The sequence below is a fragment of the Calidifontibacillus erzurumensis genome (assembly GCF_013303125.1).
Taxonomy (GTDB): Bacteria; Bacillota; Bacilli; order Bacillales; family Bacillaceae_J; genus Calidifontibacillus; species Calidifontibacillus erzurumensis.
This window is the reverse complement of the sequence record NZ_JABTTE010000020.1, coordinates 24,973-49,151: the sequence shown is the minus strand read 5'-3', so window position 1 is coordinate 49,151 and position 24,179 is coordinate 24,973. Positions and strand designations below refer to the sequence as shown.

The window sequence follows — 24,179 nt, the reverse complement described above, 5'->3', positions numbered from 1 at the left end:
TTTAATCCTCTTTCAATTAAAAGAAATAAATTTGTCACTCTTCTTTTATTATAATAAAAATAATAGACATATTCTATAAATTTCAATTAGGTTTATTTTTAGTAAAAAATCTTATTTTTCTAGGTGTCACACAATCTTTTAAAATTTGACATAGAATTAAATTCAGATTATAATAAAAATTAATTTAAGGAAAGTTTTTCCTTTTTAAAAAGTAGAATTTGAGGAGGTGATAGAATGGCAAAAACAAAAAAAGGAAAAAAGATTGTACCAGTTAAGCCTCATGTAAGAAAGGTTGGTAATACTACTGTGAAAGTAAGAGGGCATCGTCGTTCAACACCAAATTAAAAAGCCCATTGTTGGCAGAAACAATGGACTTCATGGAATTCGGGAAAAATTTCATCCCATATATGTATTTCGTTTATTAATAATATTGGATAAAAGATCCCGAATTCCTCCTAAAAAAATTAAAAAGGAGGAAAATTTTTTGGCAAGTAAACCAATAAATTCTTTTTACCCAATTTATAAGCTTTATTATGGAAAGACGTCAAATGCTACTCAAAAGCAAAGAAAAACATTTGGAATGGCAATTAATAATGCAGAAAATATAATTTGTCAAGCGTTCGTTCATCAATCTTGCTTACCGATTCAAAAATTCCTTGATTTAGAACAAAAGAATGGATTAACTACAAGTTTTTTGGAAAACTTTCTAGGGATTATTGGTGATGATCAAAACCTTTTTCGGGAACTTAAGCACGAGCAAAGAAAACTATTAATTCCAACACCTGGCTGTCGGTATGATAAATTAAATGTAAGATATGCATATTTGTATGATAAAAAGAATAGTCGATTAATAATTTTAACTTATGGAAAGAGCCAAAATATTGGTGAAGAATTTGGTATAGTTAGAGTTTTATGTGATAATTTCAGTGAAGTTCCATTACCAGCATCAATTCAAAATTATGAATATTGGGATTTATCAGAGGGTAAGATTGAAACAGTTGCTTCAAATGATGTTATTGAAATAAATATCCAGAGGTTGGATTCTGTAATAAAGAAGTTGGCTTCATAATAATATTCCAAAAATTGGTTATAATTCTGAAAATACCAAAACTATTTGGACTTATAAAAGAAGATTTAATCCCCTCTCGTAGAGCATGGGAGGGGATCTGAAAAGGTAATACTTTTGATAAAAAGTGAACTTCTATTCGGTTTGTTTGGTGCTGTTACAATAACATTTATTGGATTTTAATTAAAGAGTTTACAAGAATGTATATCAAACTATTAACAATTTCAAATGTGACATTACGTTTAGTAGTCTCTCGGAAACTAGGGTTAAAAAAGCTGATGCTACGTTTGAAAATATCAAAAAAAGAAGGTTTTAGCTGTTTCTCATAATTATTTTCAAAAATGCATATGTCAAATAACTTTTTCAAGGGCATTTTTAATATATGGAACATACTTTAATTTTTTTAAATTTTGTAATTAATGAAATTCACATGTCCATTGTTCAATCAATATTGTCATATCGACTTGGTCATTTTTCACCCAAGCATATTTGTGTAGGTACATTGATAAAAGATTGGCTTCTATATATTAATTTCGCGTATTACGAAGCTTTTTATCTTTAAAAAGATAATCATCTTTCAGTCGCTTGTTGGTTGATTCAACGGTCGTTTTCCGTTTGTAACGTTTTTCCAAGCATTGGATCACTGAGGGATCCGGGTAAATTAACGAAGAATTTCGGATTCATAGGTATAGAAAACACGGTCGTAAGCCGAATTGGAACATGGTGTATTACACGTTACATTCCAACAAGACTTACGTTTCAAAGGGCAACACCATAAATGTCGCTTTGATCTTTACAAAATCCATCGTAAGCCATGATGTGCCTTGCTTGGAACTTTGAATCCCTTCCTTTGTGAAGGTAAATTCACTTTTTTGTTTGTTTTTTCCTGTATTACGTTAGGTTAGTTCGATGGTCGCACTTTTATCGAAGTGTTGGAGAACTTTGTAAATGGAATGGGCATCATGCGTTAAATCCAATAAGCACTCTTTGTTTGTAATTCAGGATACAAATGCTTCATTTAAAACAGTGAAGGTACAAAACATGTACTATCGTGTCGATCAGCGTAGAAAAGTTTAAATAGACCTGCAGCCATATGGGCTATCTGATGCGGTAAAAACATAAAGATTTCGCCCGTAGTAATACTGCTCACAGTAATTATCCCAACCCCAGGAAGCATCGGGATCACTGAAATAGCGTGAACAGGAATAATTAAATATCCGATTCTTACTTCAGTCGCATAATGTTTTCCGTATCTGCTTGCACTGGTACGAACGGATGTACCGTCGATTAAGCTGATTCGGATCACCTAATAAGCTTTTTCAAGTGAAGGCATAACAAAACAAGTTTTAAAAATCTGCTACAGCAAGTGAAACGGATACTTCGAAGGGATCGTGAGATGTTTCAAAAAGTGATCCGGCAGCCGTTGGACAAATTCTCCGCTATGTTAAAGGAGACCTCTTTCATTGGGATATCTCAAAAGCAGTTGAAATTGTCGAATTGAAGAGCGATAAATTACCGAATTGATTTGTAATTGTCGTTGTGTAATAGGGCATTGAAGCGGGAATTCTTATTTTTTGTTTTAAGTAAGTCTTCATTTTATCTAAATATCATACAGTTAATTTTTTGTTTATTATTCATTATTAAGGTCTACCTGTATTTATTAGCAGTTTTTATGGACAGCATTAAATAAACGTGAGCTGCAAATGTAATAATTATTGTGTGCAAAATTGTCCCTTTATTTAGTGATTGAGCAATAAATAAACATCAATTAAAGGAGATATTTAGGGAGATCAAGGTGTTATTTAAGGGAATTAATTTCCTTAATTGGAATCCAAGATGACTAAATACTGGTGCATTATAGACAGTTATAAAATAAAAAGTTAATATTGCAATATAAGTATTAAAATGGTAAAATTTTCTTAAATAAGGCTTAGGCCTCCTTTAATACTTTTTTAGGTTTAATGAGTATAAGTTAAAGGAGGCTTATAATAATGAAATTAAGTTTGAAATTAACAGTAAAGTTAAAAGTAAAATTTTATTTGATTGTAATATTTCTAATAACAATTTTAATTGTAGTAGCCTTAAAGTGTTAAAGGGTTTTAGGGTGCTACTGATGTAAATCCAACTAGGCGCATCTTTGTTTACCACAAATTTTGAAACGATTAGGTCATACTCGAACTTTTCAAAACTGTTTTAATATCAACAATTCAAATTATTGATACAACGTTCTTTCAGGTATTTAAAAATATAGGAGAGCCTAAGCCCAGGTACCATATATGGTACCTGGGCTTGAAAATAAAATAAATGAAATTTTCTTTATCCATATACTTCACGTTCAGCTTAGAGGTATCTTTAAAGTTTAAGAGCAAAATCCAATAAGTCAATAATCATGAACTTTACATCGTTTATTTTATGGGGCTTATTGCAGTTTTGATAATTCATTGTCATTAGTATTTATGGATCAGAACTCAACAATGTAGGAGAATAAGGACTATTAAAACACTAGCTAATTAAACGATTCTTATGGCAAATTTCAAAATACTTAAGAAGCGGCATTTTATGAAAAAATGATTGAAAGTAAAATAAATAAAAAAAACTTAATTATGTTATGATCTTACGAATGGTCCTTCAATTGGAAATTAATTTGTGGATGGATTTAGGTTCTATTTACCTTTGTAAAATTGGTTTTACTTGTACTTGCAAATATAAAAATAATTAAATATACAAATGGATTTTTACGGGAGAAAAGGCACGATAAGCAGTTTAATTGCTACCGTGCCTTTTTATATTGTAAAGGGATTTTATTAAAGTTGGCGTCACAGGAATATCTAAAAAACGAATATCTAAAAAACTTTTTGAATTTTTTAATCAAAAAGGTTTAAATTATTTTATTTTCATTGGTAAAAGCTTGCCCAGGAAGGAATATATTGTTGATTTACCAAAGTATAAATGCATGAGCCTAGGATATGTTTGCCGAACAGCAACTTTCAGGTCAACAAAAAGAATTTTATGTTGATTGGGAAATAACAGCATGTAAAATTTTTATGTAATTTATTTTTTTGCTGCTTAGCGTACAATATGTTGTTTACCTTGCAAACTTCAGCAGCTCTCCCGTTGTAAATTGCTTCAAAGAGACACAATGTAAAGTGTAATGGATATGAACATTTATCAGGAGTATTGAAAATCCCTTATTTACCGTATGATCTAAATTTTAACTGAATTGCTAAACAATAAATTTATAACTTAAATCTCAAAGTTACCCCTTGTAATTCTTGAGCTAATCGGCCTAAGGATACACTTGATGCAGTGACCTCTTCCATAAAGGCTAAATGTTCCTCTGAAGCTATTGCTACTTCATGTGCTTGATCTGATGCATCTTTTGCAATTTGTGCTAATTGTTCAACTGCAGATAATACTTCTTCTGAATTGGTAGAAATTTTTTCGGTTGTTACAGATACCTCATGAACTTGAGAGTTTACTTGTTCCATAGAATTTAATATTTGTTTAAATATGACACCAGTTTGATTGATTAGTTTTTTACCTACCATTATTTCATGAGTGCCTATACCTATTTCTTTATTTGCTGTTTCTATATCGAGTTGAATATGTTCAATTAATTGAACGATCTGATCAGCCGACCTTTGGGACCGATTTGCTAAGTTTCTTATTTCCTCGGCTACAACTGAAAAGCCTTTTCCATTTTCTCCTGTACGGGCTGCCTCTATCGCAGCATTTAGAGCTAATAAATTCGTTTGACGCGCAATATTTGTGATTACTTCTATAATTTTACTGATTTCTTCAGAGTGTCCATTTAATTGTTGGATGGCTGTCATTGCATTTTTAGCTCCGCTTTCAACTAAATTCATTTGTTGAATCGAATCATGCAGTGACTGGAAACCTTTATTGGATAATTCCACTGCCTTTTGTACAGAATCCTTAACAGAAGCTGAAGATTCAGTAATGGTTTGGATGCCAATAGATATATCCTCCATAGCTTTTGCGCATTCCTGAGTACTAAATACTTGTGTTTCTGAACCATGGGCTACTTCATGAATAGCAGAAGTTATTTGTTCTGTCGCTTTGTTTGCTTGTTCACTAGTTTTTTGAAGTTATTTCGATGCTTCTGCTACTTGTTCAGCACTATTATTAATATGGTGTAAAACCCGCTTGAGTTTAAAAGTCATATCGTTAAAAGCATTTGCTAAGGCTCCAATTTCATCTTTGTTATTTATTTTTATTGTATCTTGTGTCAAATCACCATCAGCTATTTTTTCTGCTATGATTGACATTCTTTTTACAGGATTAGAAATCATTCTGCTAATAACAAATGCTATGCCAATCCCAAGCAATACAGTAATGATCCCTAGTATGAAAAAACTTCGTTTAATATCTTTTATCTTCTCATTCGTTATGTTGCGAACTTTTTCTAACTGAGAAACTTGAAATGCAATCATCTCATCAGCTTTAGTAAGGTAAGCTTGAACAAGGGGATAACCTTTTTCTGATAAGATATTTATAAAAGTTGGGTTACCTTCTTTTTTTAAGGCAATCATTTCTTCAGCAGCCTGAGTATATTGAGTTGTTAAATGATTTAGTTCTTGCAATAACGCTCTTTCTCTTTCTTCTGTTATCAAAGATTGTAATTTTTCACTTATTTCTTCTTGCTTATTTAAAGAATTTTGATAGAGGGCGAGTGATTCATCCTCTTCAATTAATAGAAAGCCGCGGATAGCTAGTTGCATATCTTTTGAAGAAATGATTAAATCTTTGATTAAACTAACTTTTTCGACGCGGTTATCAAGAAAATTGTCATATGTCTTTATCGTCTTTTCAATTTCCATAGATGCAAACTTTCCTAAAATAATAAGTAAAGCTATAATTGCCCCAAATCCCAAAAACATTTTTTTTGAAACCGTTAGTTTCATTGTTAATGTTCACCCCAGATTTTGATCTGAATCTTTATTTTTATCAAATAAAAAAAATTAATAATAATGAATGAAGATACAAGAATTATTGCTATTATAATTATAAAAGATACTTTCGCAATAAATTTTATAACATCGGCAGACCCACTAGAAATGCTCTGTCTTGATGATTTGTCGATTCATATTATCATACATTTCATGTCAGAGTAAAGGTTACCTATATTAATCCCTATTTTTTCTAGAAATGATCCTATTATAACGACGTTCTACACTAATAGAACTTCGATTCATTAATATGCCAATCTCTTTGTAAGTAAGGCCATTTTGACGGAGTTCTAAAAGTATTTCGTCCTCTAAAGTTGTCCAATTCTTATAGGTTCTCTTCTTAGTCATATCTTGATCCTTTTGTCTTTCTTCATCTACCCAACTAGGCTCAGGGATAATGGTGTTTTTTTCAATATCAGAGAATTTTACTTTGTCTTTATGAACTTCTGCCCATTTCCAAAACTCTGAAGGATTTACAAAATAAAATACTTTTGATTTCCTTGTGACCCTTTTGATACACGGTAATCCATATTTGCGAACCCAACATTTCACAGTATTACGATCTATCTTTAAATATCTGGCCAATTCCCCCAGTGTAATGAAACCAGTATGAATTTTTGTATTTGCTAGTCCCAGTCGATTTATTTTTTGGTTAATGGATTCATACGAGCGATTGAGTTTTTTTGCAATTGTTGCTATTTTATATATACCAACGTTTTCTTTAAGATAATTTAATTCTTCTTGCGACCATTCCCTTTTCAACTTACATGAACCTCCTAATAACCTACATTTTGATCGTTTTTAAAAAATTCTGAAATTTATTCCGTAAAATTGTAGTTATAAAAATGTTATTGAATATATGCCTGAAATAGATGTTTGTTGTTTTTTCTAATTCATAAAGGTTATGTAATATATTTTGTCTGTATATTAAACATTAGGTGTTCCAAAGTCTGAACATCATTTCCCCTCCAATTTCTTTTCAAAGTGATTGTATAAACAATCTTGGAGTGAAGTGGTAAAACCTTTGAAAATTTGTTTCGTAACACTTTCTTTTCTCTTCTTTTTTTATTAGGACTTAAAAACACGACCAAATTTTAACATTTTTAAAAATTTTTTTATGTGATATATATCACGAAAAATGTCATTCTTTGTCGAAAAATCATACTTTTAACCTAAAATAACATAGGTTTATTAAATGATTTTAGTAAATTTTTAATAATATATTTAAACTGAAATTAAGAAATAAATCCTATTAAAACCGAAAACTTTAGTTTTTGTGCATGTCACCTATTTGGCTGTGCCAAGATGACTCCCCAATAATTTAATTTTGGGGATTTTTCAATAGCTATAAAAAAGAAAAACCATAAACAAGAGGGTGCTGGATATTTAGATTCTCTAAAAAAGTGAATTTTTTTAACAAAAATGGTGTAATCCTATCATTAATTGGAGATAATCTTTGAAAGTTCGGATAAATACACATTGTGTATAGGATGAGTTGTTTCCCATATGTATTGGAGTAATAATTATATATGTGCTTAGCTTTTTGATTATCGGAAATTTCTGGGATTAATTTAGCATCGAAACTATTGCCCTGAGTCATGTTCAGGGTGTAGTTTTTTGTATTCCCCAATGTCCCCTTCTGCACTTGTATGTAACGATGGTGTTCTAAGTGGTGGGTCATGCAGATTTTCTAGCATTATTACTTTTCGTAGCTTTTATGGAACAAGACCACGCACATCTCCATTAACAAAAATTTCACATTTTTTTCACGTTTTAGAAAAAAGTATTATAAAATTAGTGATAAAATAGACCTATGGTAGTATTTTCCATATTACTTTTTGCATAGTTGGAACAAATTTAATAATTTTCTACTGGTACTTTCCGTATGTTTTTTATTGATTAGTGGTGGGGATCAATATGACGGCATTCCCTTATTTGATAAAAAATTTGGAAGAAAGCAAGGGAATTGCTAGGGCGTGTTTAGGGGGAGGGAGCACCATGAATAAATCGCTTTATGTGAAACTAGCCGTATTTTTCTTACTTATTTCAACTATTGGTTCTATCGTTTACCTTATAGTCACGAATTCTATGGAAAAATCGAAGAATATTAGCGTAATGATCAATAAAATTGCATATGAAAGAATGCTCACTGAAAAAATAACCAAAAAAGCAATTCAATATATTATATTAAATGATTTTAGGGCGAAAAATAGAATGGAAGCACTCATGCGTGAATTTGAGGATCGTTTTCATAGAGTGAAGGATGAAATGATCAACTCAAAATTTCTGACATCGTCCGAAGAGATAAAAACAAATATGGATTTTATTGAACGGGAATGGCATTCGTTGAAAATGGATATTGACAAGTTTATTTCCGGAAAAGAAGAGCCAAGTCTAGCCATTCGGCAAATGGAGAAAAAAAGTGATAGTCTGATTATTTATCTTAATAAAACCATTTTTTTGCTTGAACAAGAAGATCAAAAATCTTTGCGAGGTCTTACACTAGAAAACATTTTATCGCTTTCATTTAACATCATTCTCATATTAATAATATTTGTTATATGGCGATTGCTTGTTAATTTATCCATCAATGAAAAAAAATATCGCATCCTTTTACACAAATCACCACTAGGTATTATGATTATCAAAGATCGTAAATTTAAATTTTTGAATCAATATGCTTTGCAAAGCCTCGGGTTTAAAAATGAAAAGGAAATCATAGGGAAATCTGTTCTTTCATTTATACATCCAAACTATCATGATCTTGTATTGGCACGTTTTCATACGGTTTTAGAACAAAAACTACCTGTAGACATCGCAGAAGAAGAATGGATCAATGCGAATGGGGAAACGATTACTGTCGAAGTGTTATCTATACCTTTCCACTTTATGGGCGATCATACGAATTTAACAATTTTTGTTGATATTACAGAAAAAAAACGATCCAGCCACTATTTTCAAGAGCTTATTAACATTAAGGAAGCATTGGAAAAATCAAGTATCGTTGAAATTATCGATGAAAAAGGGATTATTAAATATGTAAATGATAAGTTTTGCAAAATTTCGAAGTACGAACGTAGTGACGTCATTGGGAAATCGTATCAACTTACGAAATCCGATTTCCACACTGAACAATTTTATAATGAATTATGGGATACGCTGAATCAAGGAAAAGTTTGGGAAGGAGAAATTCAAAACAGGGCTAAAGATGGTACGTATTACTGGGTTCAAACGATGGTGATCCCTTTTATCAATAATATCGGCCAGCCTTATCAATTTCTCATTATTAAAAATGATATTACAGACAAAAAAGAAGCTCAAAAAGAAATCCAAGAATTAGCAACAAAAGATCATTTAACGCAATTGTTAAATCGTCGAGCATTTGAGGAAAACTACAGGAATTGATGAATGACAAGGTGGACTCAGCGGTCTTCTTTTTAGACTTAGACCGGTTTAAATATATTAATGATTCATTAGGCCATAGTACAGGGGATATTCTCCTAAAATTAGTTGCAAACCGTTTAAGAACATTAACAGATTTGGCCCCATTTGATTTGGATATCGCTCGCTTTGGTGGGGACGAGTTTGCGATGTTAGTGCCGTGTAGTAATAAAAAACTGATCGCAAATTTTGCAAAAAATATTATGAAGGAAATTAGCCTCCCATATAACATTGACGGAAAAGAATTGTTTATTACGTGTAGTATAGGGATTAGTTTTTACCCTGACCATGGTAATGATCTTGGAACATTAATGAAAAACGCTGATATCGCCATGTATTGGGCAAAACATAATGGAAAAAATGATTATTCCATTTACCAAAATTATATGACAAAAATACCAACCGAAATTATGGAGTTGGAATTGGAACTTCGCAAGGCTGTGGAGAAAAAAGAATTTGAACTTTATTACCAACCCAAAATTGATTTATTTACTAAAGAAATCGTCGGTTGTGAAGCGCTCATCCGTTGGAATCACCCTTGGAAGGGGATTGTTCCACCTTCTAAATTTATACCTTTAGCTGAAGAGACAGGGCTTATAGATTCCATTGGGGAATGGGCACTAAGAGAAGCTTGTCAGCATAGTAAAATATTACAAAATGCCGGATTTCCGGAATTGCAGATGGCAGTGAACATATCTGTTCATCAATTTAGGCAAGAAAATTTTGTTGAAATGATTCAAAAAGTGTTATTGGAAACACAGCTAGAACCGAGATTATTAGAGTTAGAGATAACAGAAAGTTTTTCCATGGTATCCAAAAAAGAGAAAATAAAAAAACTCTATGAATTAAAGAAACTTGGCGTCAGTATTGCAATTGATGATTTCGGTTCCGGATACAGTTCTTTAAAGTATTTAACGAAATTGCGTGTTGATACATTAAAAATTGATAAATCGTTCATCGATGAAATTGGTAAATCAAATGATACTGCAACTGTACTAATGGTTAATGCCATTATTTCTATTGCAGAATCTTTAAACTTAGAAGTCGTTGCCGAAGGTATTGAAACAGAGGAGCAAATGCATTATTTGGCAGCTCATCATTGTGCTGTTGGGCAAGGGTATTATATTAGTAAACCATTGCCGTTCGATGAGTTTGTACAATTTTTAACGGATTATCGAAAGAATTCTCTAAAAAACGTAAAGGACGCAGGTTAATAAGGGGTACCGATTTAGTTTCCGATGTAAAGGAATGCGAAAGGCGTAGGTTAGATCGAATCCTGCTTCTCCGCTCTGAGAAAAGGCGCAACCTAGTACGTAAATGGGATTCGACGAGCCCCGCCTAATGAAGATATTTGATTGAAATATTTTTTTAAGGGATATGGGGTTCATGTGAGATAAAATCAATGCAAAAGAGCAATAGATTTTGTACAATTTTCTTAATCACTTTTTAAAATTTTTAGGGGGAAAAATTATATGCACTCTGAAAATGAATTAATAAGTCTTATTAATTCATTATTGAACGAAGAGGAACATTCCGTAAAAAGTATTGATCATGATCAACTTAAAGAACCATTCATCAAAGAGAACGTTCATGATCCTATTGAAGAAGACGGTTTTATTGAAGTTCGGAACAACCGATTATTTATAAAAGATCCTGATATAGGCGGACGTATTCCTGTTCTTGTTTATAATAAAGAATTAAATATTTATATCAATGGAAAAAAGATGACAAAAGATACCCCTGTAAATAGTCTCGATGAAATTTATTGGGAAATAGCAAAACAACAAGAACCTTTTATAATTACTGTTTCAAAAGATAAAATGAAAGTATTTTTTAAATTGTCACCTGAAACAGCTTCAGATTATCGATTAAAAAACAAAAGTCGATCTGTAAGATTTTTGTTAGAAATCGAAACGGTTCGAAAAAAGATTGATATTAAAGGGGTCCTTTCATCGATTATTGAGAGTCTTAATGAAAAGGGAATTAAAGCCGATTTAAAAATGGACGTCGTTTATAAGGAACTCATTGATCCGACATTTGAGGAAATTGTGATTGCAGAGGGCACTCCACCTATCAATTCCAAAGATGCTTCGATTGAACTATTATTTTCAGAGAAAAAAGAAGAAAGTTTTGAAGAAGTTGAGGGGCGAATTGATTTTCGAAATCGTGTGAAAATCCCTTCCGTTGATGTTGGCGATTTAATTGCCATTCTACACCAGCCAGTGGAAGGACAAGCTGGTATGAATGTTTATGGAAAAAAGATCTATCCAAAGCCTCCTAAGAAAATCATTCTGAGAGGAAAATCAAACGTCAAAATAACGGACGATGGGAAAGTTTATGCTTTAAGTAAAGGAAGGCCATCCATTACAGGGAAAACGGTGAAATATATTGATATCTTGCCTTACTATGAGATTTTTAATGATGTGAACATGTGGACAGGAAATATAATCTTCCACGGTGATGTCATTGTCCATGGAAATGTGACAGAAAACATGAGAATTGAATCTTTAGGAAATGTCATTATTTATGGAAATGTTTATTCCGCCACAATCATTTCTGCTCAAAATATTACTGTAAAAGGTGTAGCTATCAATAGCAGGCTGTACGCAGGAAGGCATGGGGTCTTATTTAGCCAGATTTATGAAACGGTACAAAAATTAGAAGTAGATATGAAAAAAATCCTAACAGCCTTTCAGCAAATTATGAATGTTGTTAAAAAAAGAGGACTGTCGATTCGAAAAACGTATATTTTCTTCTTATTGATGGAACAAAAGTTTAAAAACACAGTCAATGATATAAATAAGTTGTTAAAAATTATTTCAGAGATGGAACGTTTAAATATGAACATTCCAATCCAAATCAATATTATGAAAAAAATTTTATCGTCAATTTTTATGAATCGGGGAACTTTTCTAGAGACCAATTTGCCACATGTTCTTAATTGCCTTCTTCTTGCTTTTAAAGACGTGTCCATTTTCTGTGAAAATTCAATCAAAGAAGACAGCAATATAGAAGTCGGCGAATCCGATTTTTCTGAAATAAAAACGAACGGAACCGTCAGGATTAAGAAAAACGGGGTTATTCATTCCAATATTTTTGCCGGCAAAGATTGCATATTGGAAAAAAATGCAGTCGTAAGAGGAGGAAGAATTTACGCATCAAGACAAATCATCGGCGGCATCATCGGCTCGAAATCAGGAGACACCCCTCACTTAATCGCGAAAAAACGAATCTATGCGAAAGAATTTTATCATGGAAGAATTTCTCTTAATCATCAAACCATCATTGTGGATGAATTTTTAAATAATGTAGAATTTTCAATTGATCCAACAACAAAAACAATCTCTTATAATTCGTTGGACAATAAAAAAGATACAAATAGGAAAGATATTTAAAGGAAATTTGCAGCTTGCTCATCATTGTGGGGGATTCCAGATCCAATTGACAATGAATTCTCCCCATGTATGATAGGCAGTATGTCTTTAGACTACCGTTGGGAATAGACAATGACAGGGCTATTCTAAAGCAAAAATTGAAGGAATGAAGGGTTTTGTTTTATAAAAAAGACTCATCTGATTATATGATGATCAGGTTGTAAATTCATTTACGCTATTTCAATGAAAGGGCATATCCATATAGGAATCTTTTAAAAAACATTGAAGAAAGGGAGGAGAGCGTTCAGATGTCGAAAGTACGACGTTCTGGTCAGCTCTTAATTTCCTTTTAATTTTTTATGTTAGATACAAAAAGAACGAACCACGCTATATGAGTGTTTTTTTCCTCACGTTAGGCGAACCAATATAATTTGATTGGCCTCTATGATCCCCGGCATTTTGCAAAATAGAAAAATAAAACTACACGGATCAGCCATCACTAATAAACTTCGACTTTAATAGAATCTAATCACCTCCTGAAAATACTGGTAAAGCAGGAATAAGAATGACGGTTGTCAGAGCAATATGAAAACCCTATGATTGTGTCAACAGGAGGGATTAGGTGAAAAAACTATTCATTTTACTCATATCATTATTTTTAATGGTTCCGGTTGTATCAGCGGAGCAGCCGATTACCGTCTATATCGATGGGAAAAAGCAAAGTTATAGTCAACCGCCAGTTATTCAAAAAGGAACAACGCTTGTACCATTACGCGGCATATTTGAAAAACTCGGTTCTAAAGTTGATTGGAATTCAGGTACAAAAACCGTAACGGCTGTTAAAGGTAATACAAAAATTGTTTTAAAAATTGGCTCAACAAAGCCGACCGTTAACGGTGTTACTAAAACAATAAGCATACCAGCCCAAATCTTAAATAGCTCAACAATGGTTCCATTGCGTTTCGTGAGTGAAACGTTGGGAGCTAATGTTCATTGGGATGGGGCTGTAAGAAAAATAACGATCATTTCATCTAACGGAATGGCGTCTCTTTATGATGTAGTTTTAGAATTTCCGGCTAATTTATATCCGGAAACGGCAGCTCATATAAAAGCTGCAATCGCTAGAGGTGAATCAGCGATCTGTACAATTGATCCCGATGGAGCAGAGGAAAACCGCAAAGAATCACTAAAAGGCATCCCGACAAAAGCTGGCTTTGATCGGGATGAATGGCCGATGGCGATGTGTGCGGAAGGTGGAGCAGGGGCTGACGTTGCCTATGTAACTCCGAGTGATAATCGTGGTGCAGGGGCTTGGGTTGCAAATCAGTTGGAGAAATACCCAGATGGGACTAGAGTATTGTTTAAAATTGTAGGCCAAGTAACGGCAACACCAAAGCCAGCTACACCAAGTAAGCCGTCTGTTGATTTAACGAAAGATGACTATAATTGTTCAGACTTTAAAACGCAAGCAGAAGCTCAAGCAGTGTATGAAAAATCTCTGAAATTGTATGGAAAAGATGTTTACAAACTTGATAATGACGGAGATGGACGTGTTTGCGAAGGGTTGAAGTGATTGTTGGTGAATGAAAGAATGCGGTTATTAGGTTATATATCCACAGTTTACACACAATTTATCCACAAATTCTAATAACTCTTCTTAATTCTGTATAAAAAAGAAGGCAAGAAGTGTCGGGTAGATGTACGAAAAGTAAATTATTTGGAAAGACCATATTAAATGAAATAAAATCGAAGCAACTTCTCACTGATCTTGGCGTGTGGTGGGGAGTTGCTTCTTTTCATAATAAATATTAGTTAACAAATTTTATCCTATATTAAAGGTACCTTTGAAAATTTCAGTATGCATAAAGCTGTACGTTGCATTTGTTTTTCCAAAATGAACCGAGATTCATCTAAAATGATTTCTTGTCCATTTTTAAATGTAATAATCGATTGCACCACTTGGTGTTCGGTAGTCTTGCGTGTTGATATGTATTTAACATGATGGTAAAAAATCCAACTGCATTCAAAAGATTTCGGAGATTGCGTTGGGAACGCAAAGATTTGATCGATTTGGTCAATGGGAATGGGTACTTTTTGGCGGGCACCAATTGCATGCATAACGGCAATACGTCTTCCGTCATAGGTAGAGCCACCTTCTATGCAAGCTTCTTTAATAATCTGAGTCGGTGTTTTTCGAACGTAGATTTGCTGGTTTTCTTCGAGTATAAGCGTGGAGTAATCAATATGAGCAACAGATAATATTGCCATAGTACTTTTGTTTACTTCATAATGATCAAATACTTTTATCATGGCTAAACATCTCCTATTTTAATATATTTTGATCGTTTTTATATAACAGTTAATATATTAAAATAATTTAACTGATGTTAGGAAACGGTTTCAAAATATAATAAAATAAAAACTTGAAAAACTTATTTATGTATGTGGAAGTTGGTTCCGTTTTTCTTCAGTATTTCTATTTGCATATAGACATCTTTGAATATTTCGTCGATGCTAATGCCGAGACCAATAAATAATTGAAAAATAGTATGTACGGAAGGAAGTTTTTCGCCTCGTTCAATTCTCCCTAAATAATCCTCGTTTAGGTTTGTTAATGATGCAGCTTTTTTTATCGTAACTTTTTGATCCATCTCCAAACGTTTTTGTCTCAAATTTTCACCAAAAACTATTTTGAAGAAATGTTTATCGTCCATTTTATCCCCCCATTTCACTATTTCTATATACCTATTATGTATGAAAATTTTAAAAATTTCCACGTCCAATAGGTCGCTTTTTAAAAATTTTTTAACAATTGATAAAATTTTTTGTCGGTAATTGAAACTTTAGAATTTATAAATTGGAAACTTTGGAAAATTCCGTCGAGATTCGATTGTTCGACAGCCGCCTTAATAGGATTTAAGCCCTGTGAGAAAATTGGTAGGAGAAAAGATACTATTTGTAGTACCCTTACAAAAAAAGATTGCAAACGGAGCAGAAATAGACGTTTTATACACGGTGCAGGAAATAGATGTTTAGTTTCTCTACTTGAATAGGCGGGGGCAAGTGCCAAGCGGAAAATGGTAAAAGAATTGTACATTGATTTTAGGCAAAAAAATAATCCAAGGCAGGATATAAATATTATTCTTTTTCAAAACATCTAGAATATATTCAATATCATTTTTTGGTTAATTAGCCTTAGGTAAGTGGTAAGTTTGTTGCGGCAATTCCATAAAATATGTTAATGTAACTGTAAAGAATAATAAACCACTATTCCTAAGAGACAAATCAAACTACCATAAAAAATAGTTAGGGTTTGTTATTGGATGAGCCAATAACTCCCTAACTACCTGTTTTTTTTCAATTAATGATTAGATATTAAAACTAAAGTATCTATTGATAGATGTTGTCCCTTCAATAAATTAAGTTGGATTTATTGAAGGAGTAATACTAAAGGAAGGCATGTGTTACTCATCCAATCATGTATTGGATAGTGGTATATTTTATAAAATATAATTCCTTCATGATATAAGTAAAGAAATGGTTGATGATATATATAAAGAAATGATTAATGATATTTATAAAGAATTGATGAATAATCATTAAATCAGTAAAGATAACCGCTTACAATTTTTAACATAAAATATGTTTTATCTAGTCTTTAGGCATTGAATTCATATAACAGGTAAATAAAGAAGTCCCATTTCCATTCCCTTCATAACTGCACCAACCCTTGAATTGACGCCTAACTTCTGGAAAATAGATGAAATATGGTATTCAACAGTCCGTTTACTTATATGTAACTCTTTCGCAATTTCTTGGTTATTTTTTTCTTTAGAAATTAGATGCAAAATTTTTATTTCCGTCATCGTTAGCGTATTTAGTGGATCATCGGTTATGAAATAATGGTTTGGCAGTAGTATATTCCCTAAATAGCTTTGTCTGATAGCATTAATAATCTTTTCAAAAGAATCAACTTTTAACAAAAAGGCACTGACACCCAAATTGTAAACCATTCGAACACATTCACAGCATTTAATATTTGAAAAGACAATAATTTTTACAAGATCTTTATAAGCCTCTTTGATATTTTTAATGAAATCCATTCCTCTACTGTCATTAAAAAATGGATCGATGACAATCACATCAGGTAATTTCTTTTCCAGCGCTTTATAAGCGGTGTCTACGTCATTTAGTTTGCTCGTTACGTTGAAATCTTCTACTTTGCCTAAACATTCTCCTAAAGCTTCTAATATGAAAGGATAGTTATCTATGATCATTATTTTGATCTTTCCGTTCATTTGAGCACTCCTCCATCTTTATTGTCAGCTTCTCAACTGACAACCAATTTTTTATTTGGCATTAGAAATGATGGGACACTCTCTTTCTATTATGAACTCAAACTACTAATTAGGAAATACAAATACATCTAATAATGTATAATTATACCATTAACATACTAAAAATAAATAAAAATTACCAATTTTGTAACAATTTTAGATAAAAATACCTATTACTTTTGGACTATACCAAAATTATTTTTGATACTTTTTTATTACAAAAGTCTTAAAAATAAATAATTATAAGACTTTATTCCTGATATTAGGTTTTTAATAAAGTAAAAATGAGTCGTTAAGAGTAGAACTTTGGATATTAAATCTAAATTTTTTCGTATTAACTAAAAAGTCATGGCGAAGAGGAGAGGTTATTTCTTTTGAGTGAAATTTGTTCAAAAATGCGTCTTAGATTTTAAAGGAAATAGGTTAGTATGTTTAAGTAAAAATAAGGGTCACCGAGGCGGAATGTTTTTTCAGACTATGTGTTCCGTTTGAAGGTGCAATATAGTGGGCAGTGTTGAATATTGGAATATTCGGGATAACTGGAAAGATGACCATTAACAGAGCAGATAGCGGGGCAACAAATTATTTCAAAAAGAAGCATATTAACATTTCAAGCACCTGCTATAATCGCAGTATTTTTTATCTAGAACAAATGAAATCTAAAAAATCCAAACCTCCAATCTGGCTCAAAAAGCAAACATTCACTCAACCCGAACCTCAATATCACTATTAAAATGAAAATATATGGAAACCTATTGAACTTTGTTATTGCCTATGTAAGATTGTGTGGGAGGTAGGACAGTTAGTATAATGGCTTTCGCTGCGATGTATTAGGAACAGTAAAACCGTCCAATCGATCCTAGTTTCTTGTTTACCCTTGTTATTCAGGAATGCTCATTTTTTCAGGAAGTTGCAAAATGGATTGGTTTAGCGTATCCAACTTCGCTTCAATGCGATGGAGCAAATAAAACGTAACGACAACCGGAAAACCGTAGTCTTGAATAAATGGCAGCAGTTGTTCCAAAAGGTTTCCTCCTTTCCCGTGGATCACTTGGACGGTTCTTGTGTTCCATTTTCCGTTTGGATCTACGTAAAATTTTTATTCGAATCCAGCTTTGGCCTGCTATGGTCACCATCAAAATTCAACTGGATTTCTTTATTGCTTCACTGAGATTGCCCCAGTGCTCTGTTTTATTATTTACTTGAAAAGGGAGCTTTGAAGCCCCCTTCTCTTGATTTAAGCTCCTAATTCTACTTCCGAGACATTGCGCTCCACGATTCGTGCCCCTTTTTTAGCAACGAGGTCACCGCCAGATGTTGCGAAAATATTGGCGGCAATAATGGTATCCATCGCAGATGACACAGCTGCTGGATCTACCGGTTCAATCGGATTATCGATGGAAATGGTGGATGTTTTTCCCTCGAAATTAATAAACTGCATTTCTAACTTTTTGCTCATTTGGTTTCCCCCTTTCTAGCAAACTAGAGTGTCTTCTATTTGATTTTTCCAAAGATTTAGCCTGCAACAATGTCATAGTTGTTTGTCCGTTGTACACGCATCAACTCATGCTGCTGAAGGTCTGCGATGGCAAGGGCAACATTTTGGATGTTTTCAGGCGTTGCCGTTGTTTTCAAGTTGTTAAAAGTTTTCGTTTTGTAGATTGGATTGCCATCCAAATCCATCCCTTGAAGAAATTCCAAACGAAGTTGACTGTCGACTAGAAATTCAGAAGCCATGCTCTTCACCTCCCTTCACCCTATAAATAGGCTGTTTTGCGAAAAAAGGGGACAAAGATTTTTAAAAACTTTTTGCAAGAGAGCTCTTCTGAAAATTTTAATTGTCCATAGGAAGTGAACTAGCAAAAGGGAGCTCCAGAAAAATGATCATATCATGGGTTGAAGTAAAAGAGGGGAGGGTTCAGTGATTCATCATGCGGCCGCACTGAATAGCTCCTCAACCTAGACTATCCTAACCAACTATTTCAGCTTTCTAAAAGCTCTTTAAAGATTGCAAAATAGTATTTTCCACGATTGGCAGCTTGACTCCCAAATTCAAGTACAGTTTGCTGGTTTTTCTGAAAAGGCAAAATCGTTTCTTTTTTACCAATTTGTTGTTCAGGATGTGATGAATTACCATCTGGATTACAAATTGGTTCTTCATAGAATGACAAGTTTGTCCTCAAGTTCGATAAAGATTGATCTTGAAAATGAGTATCTGGGGTTTCAACTGGAAAGCCCATTTCATATAACTCTTCAAAATAAAGGTCTTTAAATTTTTTTGAGACAGTGCCGTAGAAATAAGCGATCGGCTTTTTAATCTCTTTTGTTGATTTTAGTTTTCGAATGAGTTGTTTAAAAGCATCGATGGCAATGTTTAGCACTTGTTCATGTTTCGTTTCCACGTTGTTTTTGTAGGCAGCGATTAAAACCATTCTCCAATATTCTTCAATGGTCTTGGCATTGTTAAAGAAAATTTTTACCCATTTTGCGAAAGACGCAGGAACATGATCGTTTGTATATGTATAGTCTAACTGTTCAGTTTGACGGTTCGTTTCTTGGTTCAATAATTTGGGATTTTTGCGCTTTATTTCTCCATTTGGATCTAATAACTTCCAGTAAGAAGGCCGATCATCTATCTCATTTGCTTGTATTTCGTTTTTGCTTTCTGTGCATTTGTCTGTTGTAGAAATTGCTTGTTGTGTGTGTTCGATTTTTACATCTGCTTTCATGTCACTTGGACGCTTCTTACGTTTATTAAAAATATTTTTAATAGTTTCTAATAAATATTTAGTTTTATTTGGCTGGTTCAATTTCTCCTCATCCGGTAGTTCATTAGTTGGAAATCGATTAAATACATACAAGTTGCTAGATTGGGACCCGTCATTTCTTGAAGTTTCATAGACTGTTAAAATTCCAAGTTTTTTTGCTTTGCCAATCATTCGTTTAAATGTTGAGCGGGAAATCCCATTGCCGTGATATGCTTCATGAATCGCCTTTAAGACAGTGCCGATCTTTGCATTTGCCACTCCAGGTACTTTAGCCGCAAACCGAGCGAGCCACATTAAGCCGATGAGTTCTCCTTTTGTAAAGTTCCGTTTGTGTTTTTCGCACCACTTTTCCATATGGATGTTAAATTTTTCCAGATTGGAAAATTGAGAGTATTGTTGGAATTGTTCAATTACGCCAGATTTTATCTTCATAATTTTGCACCACCCTTTCACCTTAGAAATAGTGAGTTTGAGCAAAAAAGGGGCATGGGTGTGAAAATTTTTTACTTTTTTAAGTTTGGGGTAGGGTTCACCTTGCCAAACATTTCAAATCGGTGTAGGAAACTTTAAATTTGGCAATGCATGATCGTTTCTTTTTTGAAAAATGGAGATATGACGAAAGGGATTTATTTCCGTACAGTTGAAATACCGCGGAATATTGGAAGGTGCGCATCTTCGAAAGGACGTTTGAATGGGCATTCAACATATGTCGATAGAAGATGTGTTAGTGAATTATGAACCGCTTGTTAAAAAACAAATTCAAGCACTTGGTATTTATAAAAACAAAGAAGATTTTTATCAGTTGGGAATGATTGGTTTATGGGAAGCCTATATGCGTTTCGACGAGAAACAAGGAACGTTTCCGTCCTTTGCTAAACGTACTGTTCGTGGAAAAATGCTCACACAATTAAGTAAAGATGTTCAGTTAGAGATGGGTTCGGTGGCTTTTACTGAAGAAATGGAAGAAGTGATCGCTGATACAAGAATTGATGATCCTTTAGAACGCGAACTCGTTTTATCTTATTGTCAAGGATTGAGTAAAAAGCAATTAACATGGGTGATTCAAAGTATTATTGAAAATAAAAAGCTAAAAGAGATTGCTAAAGATGAAGGTGTTTCTGTTGAACGGGTGAAAAGCTGGCGTAAACGAGCGTTGAAAAAGATATTGAAAAATTATGAGAAGATCCATGGTCAATCGTTTTTGTGAAAATGGGAGGTGCCGATCATTTGAATAAATGACTTTATGAAAGGTTGAAGTATAAATATTAGTAGACTTATAGCAAACAGTTTTTTTATAAGTGATGAAGAGTAAGGGAAGCTAAAAGATGGATCACCATTAAATAGGGATTTGTCAGTAGAAATTGTAATGGGGGCAGGAAACATCGACCCAATATAAGCTTAATTAAAGCCGTATTTGTCTATATACGAAACCAAAAGGGGGGGCAAAAGTCGTAATTCTGACATTTGAACCTCCTCTCTTTTGATCCTATGAAATTTTTGGACGGAATCTTAATATATTCGACGAAATATTTGGTGAGGAAAAATAGTGATAGGAAAGGTTCGTTTTCAATCTGAAGATTAGTCTTCCTAATCTATCAATATTGATATTTTCTTGAGATTTTGCGCTAAAATGAATATATAGCGTGACTTATTTATTTAATAGGTGTTTGTATGTTGGTAAACGAATAAAAAGGTGCCAAAACAAGGTCCAAGTTACCTATAGGATTTTTTGCGGATTACCCCATTTTAATACATCAGTTTTAAAAGTTCTTCACGTTTTTCTACATAATTTAGGAGGAGATATTGTGAGAAAAATAGGATTTCTATTGTTCGTTATGTTGTTCGTAATTCCGCAAGTGTTTTATGCCAATGATCAAATCTCGGTTTATATCGATGGCCAAAAACAAAGTTACAGCGAGCCACCGGTTATCAAAAATGGTTCAACGCTTGTGCCTATGCGGGCAATCTTTGAGACACTAGGGGCTGAGGTGAATTGGAATCAAGCGGAGCATACAATTTTTGCAAAGAAAGATTGTATCGACGTTGTTTTAAAAATCGGGTCAAATTCAGCGATTGTAAATGGTGTTAAGAAGGACATTTCTGTACCAGCTCAATTGATAAAAAATAAGACCTTTGTGCCTTTACGATTCATCGCACAATCACTAGGAGCAGATGTCAATTGGAATGGTTTAACTAGAACGATCACGATCCAATCAAAAGATTTGAATTGTGGAAAAGGTTCCGATAATGGCGTTCCAGTTAGTGAGGATCAGCGTTTATCCAATGATAGCGGAATTGGTGATTTTGAAAGAGAAGTATTTCTGTTAGTGAATGAAGAAAGAAAAAAAGCAGGTCTTCCTGGACTCGTATTTGATGAAGAGTTGAGTGTTGTCGCTGAAGAGAAAAGTAGAGATATGGCAGAGAACGATTATTTTGACCATCAATCTCCAACGTATGGCAGTCCGTTTGAAATGATGGAGTTTTTCGGTATCAAATATCGTACTGCAGGTGAAAATATTGCAGCCGGTTATCAAACCCCGGAAAATGTTGTAAAAGCTTGGATGAACAGCCCCGGCCACCGTGCAAATATTTTAAATAAAAATTTCAAGCAAATTGGCATCGGCTATGTAAAAGTGCCAGGCAGCGAGTATGTTACATATTGGACGCAAATGTTTCGAGCAGAGTAGAAATGAATATGGAAAAGGTTGGTTTGTTATGCTTGGTAAAATTATATTTCCCAAACTGTGCCATCAAATCATCAACATAAATGACTATCCCATAGTGCTCTAGCTAAATAGCCAGTCTTTGATAGAAAAAATTGCAATTTCTAAGTGGGGGAGTGCTTCCTTTTTAATGCACTAGTGCAAAAGTTTTAGTAAAATAAGGTTAGGAAATTTATTTCCATTTGCTCTGTTTTGCTATCAAGGCATGTCCCCCTTTTTGTTTTTATATAATTTTTTGAGAAGTACATACACTTTTGTGGGGCGACGATAGTTTTCGTATCTAAGTAGGAAGCGTGACCGCAATGTGCCGAATTTTATGGAGGAAAAAGTAATAATAGGTGAAAGTACAGACTTGAGCCATCAAAAAAGAAGTTTAAAGATTTAGAGGAGGAATGTTTTTGGCTATTTTAGTAACTGGCGGAGCAGGTTATATCGGCAGTCATACTTGTGTGGAGCTGCTTGAGGCAGGCTATGATATTGTAGTAGTCGATAATTTATCTAATAGTAAAGTTGAATCATTAAATCGAGTAAAAGAAATAACAGGAAAGGACTTTCCCTTTTACAAAATTGATCTTTTAGATAAAGCTCAGTTAGAGGTTGTTTTTTCTGAACATCAGATTGATGCTGTCATTCATTTTGCAGGGCTGAAGGCTGTAGGAGAATCTGTGCAAATTCCCCTTCATTACTACCATAATAACATAACAGGAACTCTTGTACTTTGTGAAGTAATGCAAGCGTCTGATGTTAAGAAAATCGTATTTAGTTCTTCTGCAACGGTTTACGGGCTTCCTGAACGGGTGCCGATCTCGGAAGATTTTCCACTTGGTGCAACAAATCCTTATGGTAGGACAAAATTAATGATTGAAGAAATTTTACGCGATCTTTATCAGTCGGACAATCGTTGGAGCATTTCGCTGCTTCGTTATTTTAATCCGATTGGCGCCCATGAAAGTGGTAGAATCGGCGAAGATCCAAATGGAATTCCGAACAACTTGATGCCTTATATTACGCAAGTAGCCGTTGGAAAGTTGCCGGAGCTGCGTGTATTTGGCAGTGACTACCCAACGGTAGACGGCACAGGTGTCAGGGATTATATCCATGTTGTTGATTTGGCTAAAGGCCATTTGAAAGCATTGGAGAAAGTGTTGGCGGGAACTGGTATTGATGCCTACAATCTTGGCACAGGCAAAGGTTATAGTGTGCTAGAGGTTGTTGCAGCTTTTGAAAAAGCCTCTGGTCGAAAAATTCCTTACAAACTTGTTGAGCGCAGGCCGGGCGATATTGCCAGCTGCTATGCCGATCCGACGAAAGCGAAAAAAGAATTAGGCTGGGCTGCCGAAAAAGGAATAGACGAAATGTGTGTAGATTCGTGGCGTTGGCAAAAAAATAACCCGAATGGATATGAAACGGAAGCAAAGGTGTAAAAGAAGGTAAATTTTTTGCACAAGTCTTTTTTAAGAAGAAATAGAGTTTTTCTAAATTGATAAAAAACCGATATTT

Annotated in this window: 18 protein-coding genes and 1 pseudogene; 9 read left to right on the top strand and 10 right to left on the bottom strand. The window is 33.6% G+C overall.

Going from position 1 to position 24,179, the window contains the following annotated elements; translation table 11 throughout:
• Window positions 1–484 precede the first annotated feature (484 nt).
• Entirely contained in the window at window positions 485–1,069 is a 585-nt protein-coding gene (locus HR057_RS13265) for a hypothetical protein (protein WP_173731925.1), read from the top strand.
• A 3,233-nt stretch (window positions 1,070–4,302) separates the two neighbouring features.
• On the opposite strand, the gene HR057_RS13260 is transcribed toward HR057_RS13265, so the two are convergent.
• The 3 genes from HR057_RS13260 to HR057_RS13250 form a co-directional block, all read right to left on the bottom strand.
• Complete coding sequence (locus HR057_RS13260; RefSeq protein WP_173731924.1) at window positions 4,303–5,058, bottom strand: methyl-accepting chemotaxis protein; 756 nt, start codon at window positions 5,056–5,058, stop codon at window positions 4,303–4,305.
• Between the two features lie 117 nt (window positions 5,059–5,175).
• On the bottom strand, window positions 5,176–5,991 hold the full coding sequence (locus HR057_RS13255) for a HAMP domain-containing protein (RefSeq protein ID WP_173731923.1): 816 nt from the start codon (window positions 5,989–5,991) through the stop codon (window positions 5,176–5,178).
• A gap of 222 nt (window positions 5,992–6,213) precedes the next feature.
• Window positions 6,214–6,798: a MerR family transcriptional regulator gene (locus HR057_RS13250; RefSeq protein ID WP_173731922.1), complete on the bottom strand. Its 585-nt coding sequence runs from the start codon at window positions 6,796–6,798 to the stop codon at window positions 6,214–6,216.
• A 1,236-nt stretch (window positions 6,799–8,034) separates the two neighbouring features.
• Between HR057_RS13250 and HR057_RS17135 the strand changes: the two genes are divergently transcribed.
• From HR057_RS17135 to HR057_RS17115, 5 genes and pseudogenes are all read left to right on the top strand, one after another.
• The gene (locus HR057_RS17135) at window positions 8,035–9,441 is read left to right on the top strand and encodes a PAS domain S-box protein (RefSeq protein ID WP_230474448.1); all 1,407 of its coding nucleotides are present in this window, start codon (window positions 8,035–8,037) and stop codon (window positions 9,439–9,441) included.
• The gene (locus HR057_RS17130) at window positions 9,441–10,691 is read left to right on the top strand and encodes a putative bifunctional diguanylate cyclase/phosphodiesterase (protein ID WP_230474451.1); all 1,251 of its coding nucleotides are present in this window, start codon (window positions 9,441–9,443) and stop codon (window positions 10,689–10,691) included. The genes HR057_RS17135 and HR057_RS17130 overlap by 1 nt, the downstream gene beginning before the upstream one ends.
• A gap of 258 nt (window positions 10,692–10,949) precedes the next feature.
• Entirely contained in the window at window positions 10,950–12,872 is a 1,923-nt protein-coding gene (locus HR057_RS13240) for a FapA family protein (RefSeq protein WP_173731921.1), read from the top strand.
• A gap of 640 nt (window positions 12,873–13,512) precedes the next feature.
• Window positions 13,513–14,214: pseudogene (locus tag HR057_RS17400) on the top strand (stalk domain-containing protein); the annotation flags it as partial.
• Window positions 14,209–14,424, top strand: coding sequence for an excalibur calcium-binding domain-containing protein (locus HR057_RS17115; RefSeq protein WP_230474450.1), 216 nt, complete (start codon window positions 14,209–14,211; stop codon window positions 14,422–14,424). The pseudogene HR057_RS17400 and the gene HR057_RS17115, both read left to right, overlap by 6 nt.
• A gap of 254 nt (window positions 14,425–14,678) precedes the next feature.
• On the opposite strand, the gene HR057_RS13225 is transcribed toward HR057_RS17115, so the two are convergent.
• The 7 genes from HR057_RS13225 to HR057_RS13195 all read right to left on the bottom strand — a co-directional run bounded on the left by HR057_RS13225 (window position 14,679) and on the right by HR057_RS13195 (window position 20,388).
• On the bottom strand, window positions 14,679–15,161 hold the full coding sequence (locus HR057_RS13225) for a competence protein ComK (protein WP_173731920.1): 483 nt from the start codon (window positions 15,159–15,161) through the stop codon (window positions 14,679–14,681).
• A gap of 122 nt (window positions 15,162–15,283) precedes the next feature.
• Window positions 15,284–15,565 carry a helix-turn-helix domain-containing protein gene (locus tag HR057_RS13220; protein WP_173731919.1) on the bottom strand — a complete coding sequence of 94 codons (282 nt, stop codon included), beginning with the start codon at window positions 15,563–15,565 and terminating at the stop codon, window positions 15,284–15,286.
• Window positions 15,566–16,522: 957 nt separating this feature from the next.
• Window positions 16,523–17,149 carry a response regulator transcription factor gene (locus tag HR057_RS13215; protein ID WP_173731918.1) on the bottom strand — a complete coding sequence of 209 codons (627 nt, stop codon included), beginning with the start codon at window positions 17,147–17,149 and terminating at the stop codon, window positions 16,523–16,525.
• 919 nt (window positions 17,150–18,068) lie between these two features.
• The gene (locus HR057_RS13210) at window positions 18,069–18,212 is read right to left on the bottom strand and encodes a YvrJ family protein (protein ID WP_173731917.1); all 144 of its coding nucleotides are present in this window, start codon (window positions 18,210–18,212) and stop codon (window positions 18,069–18,071) included.
• A 213-nt stretch (window positions 18,213–18,425) separates the two neighbouring features.
• Complete coding sequence (locus HR057_RS13205; RefSeq protein WP_173731916.1) at window positions 18,426–18,647, bottom strand: DUF2922 domain-containing protein; 222 nt, start codon at window positions 18,645–18,647, stop codon at window positions 18,426–18,428.
• A 56-nt stretch (window positions 18,648–18,703) separates the two neighbouring features.
• Window positions 18,704–18,925: a DUF1659 domain-containing protein gene (locus HR057_RS13200; protein WP_173731915.1), complete on the bottom strand. Its 222-nt coding sequence runs from the start codon at window positions 18,923–18,925 to the stop codon at window positions 18,704–18,706.
• Between the two features lie 245 nt (window positions 18,926–19,170).
• Window positions 19,171–20,388 carry a hypothetical protein gene (locus tag HR057_RS13195; RefSeq protein WP_173731914.1) on the bottom strand — a complete coding sequence of 406 codons (1,218 nt, stop codon included), beginning with the start codon at window positions 20,386–20,388 and terminating at the stop codon, window positions 19,171–19,173.
• A gap of 259 nt (window positions 20,389–20,647) precedes the next feature.
• Between HR057_RS13195 and HR057_RS13190 the strand changes: the two genes are divergently transcribed.
• From HR057_RS13190 to galE, 3 genes are all read left to right on the top strand, one after another.
• Window positions 20,648–21,163, top strand: coding sequence for a sigma-70 family RNA polymerase sigma factor (locus HR057_RS13190; protein ID WP_173731913.1), 516 nt, complete (start codon window positions 20,648–20,650; stop codon window positions 21,161–21,163).
• A gap of 598 nt (window positions 21,164–21,761) precedes the next feature.
• On the top strand, window positions 21,762–22,643 hold the full coding sequence (locus HR057_RS13180) for a stalk domain-containing protein (RefSeq protein ID WP_329955886.1): 882 nt from the start codon (window positions 21,762–21,764) through the stop codon (window positions 22,641–22,643).
• Between the two features lie 434 nt (window positions 22,644–23,077).
• Window positions 23,078–24,103, top strand: a complete 1,026-nt coding sequence (gene galE, locus HR057_RS13175; RefSeq protein WP_173731912.1) for a UDP-glucose 4-epimerase GalE — start codon at window positions 23,078–23,080, stop codon at window positions 24,101–24,103.
• Window positions 24,104–24,179: the final 76 nt, after the last annotated feature.